Raw genomic sequence first — 7,086 nt, forward strand, 5'->3', positions numbered from 1 at the left:
GTCTCAAACTCCCTTAAAGGCTGTTGATCAGCGTGCTGAAGGTTTCTTGCGCAGCTTTAATGATCTGCGACGACGCGGTGTAGTACTGCTGGAAACGGATCATATCGCCGGCCTCCTCATCCAGGTTGACCTGGGACACCGAGCTGCGATTGGACGTGGCCGCCGCGAGCATGGCGCCGGTGGCGTTGTTATCGACGTTGGCCTGGCTGGCCTTGCCGCCCACGGACGACACCAACTGGCTGTACGCGGTGCTCATGCTCACGCCGGCATTGCCATCGGTGGCGCCCACAGTCTTGCGGGTTTGCAGGTCGAGCAATTGCAGGGCATTGCGGTTGTCCAGTTTGCCGCCACTGTTGAACGATACGGTGAAGCTGTCGTCCGCCTTCGGTTCGCCGCGGATCACCGTGTCGACCCCGAACGTCTGCGGGTCGCCATTGGCATCGACGTACGGCACCTTGATCGTCAGTTTGTTGTCCTGGCCCGGCACGATGGTGCCGGTGCCAATGGGCTGGCCCTGGGCGTTATTGATCACATAGCTCTGGGTGCCATCGGCGGCAGGCTTGCCAAAGGTCATCTTGACCGGCATCGAGCCCTTGATCGCCGCTTCCAGCTGCGCGGTGCCGGCGCCGCCATGGATATCCAGGGGCAAGCTCAGGGTCGGCGCACCGAACACGCCGGTGCCACTGTTGTTCTTGTTGCCCTCGGCCAGCAGCGGCGCAGAAAACGCCAGCTTGTTGGGGTCAGTCATCACCACCTTGAGGTCCATCGCGCCACCGGCGGTCGGGCTGACCTTGAACGTATCGCCTGCGGCCACCGGCCCCTTGCCATCTAGGGCCAGGGTGAAACCGTCGATTTGCGGTGGTGTCTGGGTAATGTCGTAGGTGCCCATGGACTTACCGTCCGAACGCAGCACGGTGTACATCTTGTCGTCGCTGAACGTCACCTTGTAGTCAAAGGTGCTCAGTTTGCTGGTGTCGGTGATCGTGACATTGAGGTTGCCGGAGCCCGCACTATTGTTCGGGCCGCCGACACTGCGCTGGCCGATGGCAAACGCACTGTTGATGTCATTGAACAGCGCGCCGCCAAACTGCCCGTTGGCATCCAGGCCCTGGCCCAACTGAGTATTGATCGCTTCGCCGACGACCATGGCGGTACGCCCCAGGTCGTTGATGGCCGGCATCAGCACATCCTGGCGATAACGCAGCAAGCCACCGATGGTGCCACCGCTGATCACCGAACTGACGTCCATCTGCTGCCCGGCACTGGCCAACATGATCGAGTACTGGCTCTTGTCATCGCGGCTCGGCACGGCCGACAGCTTGTTGGAGACACCGTCCGCCACCAGGGTCTGGCCGGTGCCCAGGGACACATTGAAGTGACCTTCCGACTCGGTGACCTTGACCCCCACCAACTCATTGAGCGAGCGCACGGCTTCGTTGCGCGCATCCAGCAGGTTCGCCGGCTCGCCATTGCCCTGGCCCTTGGCCTGGGAGATCTGCTGGTTGAGGGAGGCAATCGACGACGTCAGTTGATTGACCTGGCCGGTGATGGTCTCCAGTTGGCTGTTGATGCCTTCTTTCTGTTTGTTCAGTTCACTGGCAATCGAGTTGAAGCGGTTGCCCAGGGTCTGGGCAATGGTCAGGACCAACTGGCGCGCGGAGTTGTCGCTGGGGTTTGCCGAAGACGTCTGCAACGCGGCGAAAAAACTGTTCAAGGCCGCACCGACTCCAGTGGACTTGTCGGACAGCAGCTTGTCCACCGAACCGATCTGGTCCAGGTAAGCCTTGGCGTCGAAATTCAACGATGTGGTGGTCTGCAACTGGGTATCGAGGAACTGGTTATACACCCGGCGCACATCCGACAGCGTCGTGCCGGTGCCCACGAACACACCGCCGCTCCCGGTCAAGCCGTTGGCCGTCTGCGTGGTCTGTTGACGTGAGTAGCCAGGGGTCTTGGCGTTGGCAATGTTGTTACTCAAGGTCGCAAGCGATCCCTGAGCCGCATTGAGTCCTGACATCCCGATATTGAGCAAACCCATGGTTCAAACCTTATAAATGAGTGGATGCGCCAGCGGCAGCGTAGTTCTGGTAACTGTTCATGGTTTTGGCGATCTGCGAAATCTTGCTGGCGTAGTCTGGATCCGTTGCATAACCGGCCTTTTGCAACTCGCGTACAAACTGTTCGGGGTTATCGGCCGACTTCAGCACTTCTTTATATCTTTCATTGCTTTGCAGCAGGGTCACGAGGTCGTGGAAGCTGTCCTGGTAAGAGCCGTAGGAACGGAATTGCGCCGTCTCCTTGACCATCTCGCCATTGCGAAACTCGCTGGTAATCGCCCGCGCCTGGGCACCCTGCCAGCTTTGGCCGGCCTTGATGCCAAACAGGTTGTGGCTGCTGCTGCCGTCTTGCTGGCGCATCACCGATTTGCCCCAGCCGGTTTCCAGGGCGGCCTGGGCCACCAGGTAGCGCGGGTCGATGCCAATGCGCTCGGCCGCCTGCTTGGCCATGGGCAGCATGGTGGCGACAAACTCGTCTTGGGAGCTGAAGGCTTTTTTCGCCGGGGCCAGCGGTGGCTGGGCCACGGCGCGACCGTAGATCTGCATGCGCGAATCGCGGGCGGCAAAGGTACGCGCCGCGCCGTTGATCACGCCATCTTCGGCGGCGCTGTTGCGCAATGGCGCAGCCTTGGCGGTGCCGGGCGCCTCGACGCCCGGCACAATACCGGCCAGCAGGCGATCGGTGAGCTTGCTCGGCAAGGCGATGCGCCGCTGGTTCATCAGCGCCATATCATTGTGCACGGTGCCGTCATCGGCCCGCGGCGCCACCTCGACCCGCGCCGCCCACAGCGCCCGCTGGCCATTGGCGCGGCCCAGCGGACCATCGGCCAGGGTGCCGGCGGCAATCGGCGTCGGCACGTCGACTTTCTTCTCGACCGCCTCTGGGCCCTGCAAGGTCGAGGCCTGCCCTGCCACCGGCTGGTTCTTTTGCATCTGGCGCAACAGCACGTCCGCCAGGCCGATACCACCGCCCTCGCGGGACAGCGAGACGGCCAGTTGCTGGTCGTACATTTCCTGATACTGCTTGGCCGCCGGCGTGTTCAGCGGGTTGTCCTTGCCCAGGGCATCGGTGGCCGAGCGCATGGACTTGAGCATCTCGTTGAGAAACAGCGACTCGAATTCCTGCGCCACTTTGCGCATGTTGCCGTCGCTGTTCTTGTCGCCGAACTTGAGCTGGTTAAGCCGGTTCAGATCGGAGTAGGAACCCGAGTCTGCCGTGCTGGCGATACCGCTCTTGCGCATGTCCATGGCCATGGCCTCAAATCACGATCAGGTCGGCTTGCAAGGCGCCGGCCTGTTTCAGGGCTTCAAGGATCGCCATCAAGTCGCCGGGCGCCGCGCCCACCTGGTTCACCGCACGCACGATTTCATCCAGGGTGGTGCCGGGGCCGAACTTGAACATCGGCTTGGCTTCTTGCTGGGCATTGACCCGCGAACGCGGGACCACGGCAGTCTGGCCACCGGACAACGGCCCGGGCTGGCTGACAATCGGGTCTTCGGTAATGGTCACGGTCAGGCTGCCGTGGGTCACGGCCGCTGGCGATACCTTGACGTTCTGCCCGATCACGATGGTGCCGGTACGTGAGTTGATGATGACTTTGGCCACCGCCTGGCCCGGGTCAACCTCAAGGTTTTCCAGGATCGACAGGTAGTCCACACGCTGGCTGGGGTCCAGCGGCGCGGTCACGCGGATCGAGCCGCCGTCGATGGCCTGGGCCACGCCCGGGCCGAGCATGTCGTTGATCTTGTCGACCACGCGCTTGGCGGTGGTGAAATCCGAACGGTTGAGGTTCAGGGTCAAGCTGTTGCCCTGGTTGAACCCGCTGGGCACGGTGCGCTCCACGGTGGCGCCACCCGGAATCCGCCCGGCCGATGGCACGTTGACGGTGATCTTCGAGCCGTCGCGCCCTTCGGCATCAAACCCGCCCACCACCAGGTTGCCCTGGGCGATGGCGTAGACATTGCCGTCGATACCTTTAAGGGGGGTCATCAGCAAAGTGCCGCCGCGCAGGCTTTTCGAGTTACCGATGGACGAGACGGTGATGTCCACCACCTGCCCCGGCTTGGAGAATGCCGGCAGGTCGGCACTGATCGACACCGCCGCGACGTTTTTCAGCTGCACGTTGCCCGAGCCTGGCGGCACTTTGATCCCGAACTGCGAGAGCATGTTGTTGAAGGTCTGCAGGGTGAACGGGGTCTGGGTGGTCTGGTCGCCCGTGCCGTTGAGGCCCACCACCAGGCCGTAGCCGATCAACTGGTTGGTGCGCACCCCGGAAATACTGGCGATGTCCTTCAGGCGTTCGGCCTGGGCAGCGACGCTCAGGGAGAGCAACAACACCGCCGCCATCAGCTGTTTAAGGTTCAAAGTGATCACCTAGAAAGGGAACAGCGGGCTAAGGAAGAAACGGTCGAACCAACCCGGCTGACTGGCGTCGGCAAACGAACCCGTACCCGAATAGGTAATGCGTGCATCGGCAATCCGTGTGGACGGCACCGTGTTGTCGGTGGCGATATCGTCCGCGCGCACCATGCCGGCAATGCGCACCAGTTCGTCACCGGTGTTGAGGGTCATCCACTTCTCGCCGCGCACGGCAATGATGCCGTTGGGCAGCACATCGGCGACGGTCACGGTGATCGAACCCACCAGGCTGTTGCCCTGCCCGGCCTTGCTGCTGCCGTTGGTGGCGCGGTCGCCGCTGTAGCCCACGTCCAGGCTCAGGTCACCGCTGCCCAGGGGGTTGTTGGTGTTCAAGCCACCGCCAAACAGCGAGGTCAGGCCGATGCCGGTCTTGCTGTTCTTGGCCACCTGGGAGTTGGCATTCTTGCTCGCCGTGGTGCGCTCGTTGAGGGTGATGGTGATGATATCCCCGACCCGGAACGCCTTGCGGTCGCTGTACAGGTTCTGTTCAAAACCGGCCTGGTAGATCGAGCCATTGTTGGCCGCCGCTGGCAGCGGCGTGCGCGGCAACACCGGCGCGTAGTACGGGTCATTGGGTTTTGGCGTCGGCGCGACACAGCCCGCGAGCACGGCAATCCCACTCAATGCCAGAACAGAAACAAAGCGACTCATGACCTTTACCTCACGGTGTTGCAGGCGCCTTATGGGCGCCCCTTAGACTGGATTACAGATTCTGCGTAACGAACGAAAGCATCTGGTCGGCGGTGGAGATCACCTTGGAGTTCATTTCGTAGGCACGCTGGGTGGTGATCATGTTGACCATCTCTTCCACGGTGCTGACGTTGGAGGTTTCCAGGGTGCTTTGCAGGGTGGTGCCGAACCCATTGAGGCCCGGGGTGCCGACTTGCGGCGCGCCGCTGGAGGCGGTTTCCAGGAACAGGTTGTTACCGGTGGCTTGCAGGCCGGCCGGGTTGATAAAGTCGGCGGTCTGCAGGTTGCCGATCACTTGCGAGGCCGGGTTGCCGGCGATGGTGACCGACACGGTGCCATCGGTGCCGACGGTGAAGGTCTGGGCATCGTTGGGCACGACAATCGCCGGCTCCAGGGCAAAACCGTTGGCGGTTACCACCTGGCCATTGGAGTCCAGGTGGAAAGTACCGTCACGGGTGTAGGAAGTAGTGCCATCCGGCTGCAGGATCTGGAAGAAACCACGACCGTTGATGGCCATGTCCAGCGGCTGGTTGGTCTGCTGCAGGTTGCCGGCGGTGAAGTTCTTCTGGGTGCCGACGATGGACACACCGGTCCCCACTTGCAGGCCCGACGGCAGTTCGCTGTCCTGGGTCGACTGGGCACCCGGCTGGCGCTTGATCTGATAGAGCAGGTCCTGGAACTCGGCGCGATCACGTTTGAAGCCCGTGGTCGAAACGTTCGCCAGGTTGTTGGAAATAACGGTCAGGTTGGTGTCCTGGGCGGACAGACCGGTTTTGGCAACCCATAGAGCCGGAAGCATGCTGTTCTCCTTCGTGCGCCTGTTTGTTGGCGCCGCGTTACGAAATTAGTAATCAGTGACGCTGCAATCAGCTCATCTGCATGACGCGGGTCATGGCCTGGTCGTCTTCTTTGGCGCTGTTCATCATTTTCACGTGCAATTCAAACTGCTTGGACAGGGCCAGCACCGCCGTCATTTCTTCGACGGCATTGACGTTGCTCGACTGCAAAAAGCCCGAATTCACCTTGACGCTGGCATCGGCCACCGCCGGCTGGCCGTCCTTGGTGTGGATCGCGCCGTCCAGGCCCTTGGTCATGTTAGCCAGGTCCGGCTTGACCAGCTTGATGCGGTCCACTTCCGCCATCACCCGCGGGCCTTCGCCCATGGCGCGGATGCTGATGGTGCCGTCTTCGCCGATTTCGACCTTCTGCTCGGGCGGCACCGAAATCGGCCCGCCATTGCCCATGATCGGCATCCCGTTGCCGGCCCGCAGCACGCCCAGCGCATCGATATTCATGCTCGCGGTGCGCACGTAGGCCTCACCGCCATTGGGAGTTTGCACGGCGATCCAGCCATCGCCGCCGACGGCAACGTCCAGGTCCCGGCCGGTCTCGACCATTGAGCCGGGGGAAAAGTCAGTGCCAGGGCGCTCGGTCAAGGCAAACGCCCGCGCCGGAAAGCTGTCACCAAACACCGGCATCGAGCGGGCCTGTTCCAGGTCACGCTGAAAACCGTTGGTGGAAATGTTCGCCAGGTTGTTGGCATGGGCCTTTTGCGCCAGTGCATTCTGGCTGGCGCCGGTCATTGCCACATAAAGGTACTTGTCCACGCTCATTCCTCTTACTGACGGACGTTTGCCGCCCACCGATGTACTGAGGAGTCTTTAGCAATTTGCGCACCAACTTTTTAAAAGTCGGGGAAAGGCAGGTGGGGCAAGGGGTTGGGGCGTATCAAGGATTATTGGAGGGGCAGGACGAGTCGGAAAAACGGCGGAGTTCTGCCGGTTGCGGCAAACACCGGTCTTGGCAGCTATACACATTCAATATGGGGTGGGCTTGTGTGGGAGCGGGCTTGTCGGGTCGCCGCATCGCCGCGATAGCGGTGTATCAGTGCCAGATTTGTTGGCTGACCCACCGCTATCG

6 protein-coding genes are annotated in these 7,086 nt (G+C 61.8%); all 6 read right to left on the minus strand.

What is annotated here, in order from left to right; genetic code table 11:
* Nucleotides 1–13 precede the first annotated feature (13 nt).
* The 6 genes from flgK to AC07W7_RS25845 all read right to left on the minus strand — a co-directional run bounded on the left by flgK (nucleotide 14) and on the right by AC07W7_RS25845 (nucleotide 6,773).
* The gene (flgK, locus tag AC07W7_RS25820) at nucleotides 14–2,038 is read right to left on the minus strand and encodes a flagellar hook-associated protein FlgK (protein ID WP_495040370.1); all 2,025 of its coding nucleotides are present in this window, start codon (nucleotides 2,036–2,038) and stop codon (nucleotides 14–16) included.
* 10 nt (nucleotides 2,039–2,048) lie between these two features.
* Nucleotides 2,049–3,311, minus strand: coding sequence for a flagellar assembly peptidoglycan hydrolase FlgJ (flgJ, locus tag AC07W7_RS25825; RefSeq protein ID WP_495040371.1), 1,263 nt, complete (start codon nucleotides 3,309–3,311; stop codon nucleotides 2,049–2,051).
* 4 nt (nucleotides 3,312–3,315) lie between these two features.
* Nucleotides 3,316–4,404, minus strand: coding sequence for a flagellar basal body P-ring protein FlgI (locus AC07W7_RS25830; RefSeq protein WP_169955967.1), 1,089 nt, complete (start codon nucleotides 4,402–4,404; stop codon nucleotides 3,316–3,318).
* 27 nt (nucleotides 4,405–4,431) lie between these two features.
* Nucleotides 4,432–5,127 (minus strand): flagellar basal body L-ring protein FlgH, encoded by a 696-nt coding sequence (gene flgH / locus AC07W7_RS25835; RefSeq protein WP_032859002.1) that lies wholly within the window; start codon nucleotides 5,125–5,127, stop codon nucleotides 4,432–4,434.
* 52 nt (nucleotides 5,128–5,179) lie between these two features.
* Nucleotides 5,180–5,965 carry a flagellar basal-body rod protein FlgG gene (gene flgG / locus AC07W7_RS25840; RefSeq protein WP_099168097.1) on the minus strand — a complete coding sequence of 262 codons (786 nt, stop codon included), beginning with the start codon at nucleotides 5,963–5,965 and terminating at the stop codon, nucleotides 5,180–5,182.
* Between the two features lie 67 nt (nucleotides 5,966–6,032).
* On the minus strand, nucleotides 6,033–6,773 hold the full coding sequence (locus tag AC07W7_RS25845; protein WP_099168105.1) for a flagellar basal body rod protein FlgF: 741 nt from the start codon (nucleotides 6,771–6,773) through the stop codon (nucleotides 6,033–6,035).
* Nucleotides 6,774–7,086: the final 313 nt, after the last annotated feature.

It is taken from the genome of Pseudomonas sp. GW821-FHT01D09 (genome assembly GCF_059422465.1).